This is a genomic window from Dyadobacter tibetensis Y620-1, from assembly GCF_000566685.1.
GTDB classification, from domain to species: Bacteria; Bacteroidota; Bacteroidia; order Cytophagales; family Spirosomataceae; genus Dyadobacter; species Dyadobacter tibetensis.
Window position 1 is genome coordinate 1 of the sequence record NZ_AZQN01000032.1, and the last position, 215, is coordinate 215.

1 protein-coding gene is annotated in these 215 nt (G+C 46.0%); it reads left to right on the plus strand.

What is annotated here, in order from left to right; translation table 11 throughout:
• Positions 1 to 34: 34 nt before the first annotated feature.
• Positions 35 to 215: DUF6088 family protein (locus X939_RS23995; RefSeq protein WP_229236138.1), on the plus strand; the 181-nt coding region annotated here is incomplete at its 3' end.

A 215-nucleotide genomic window follows, 5' to 3' on the forward strand; every position in this document is an offset into this window, starting at 1 on the left:
TGAGAATGCCCTTGGATTAAGTACACAGCTTCCAATGAAAATTGTCCTTTTAACCGATGGATCACCACGCGAAATCCCATTGGATTGGCGGACCATTAATTTTAAAAAGGTCCCCCCTAAGCATCTTCTTGCAAAGGGGAAAGTTAGCAGGCTGGCCGTACAAGCCCTTCAAGGAACTTGGCGCAAAGGTTGCTCCGTAAGGATTAATCCTTACG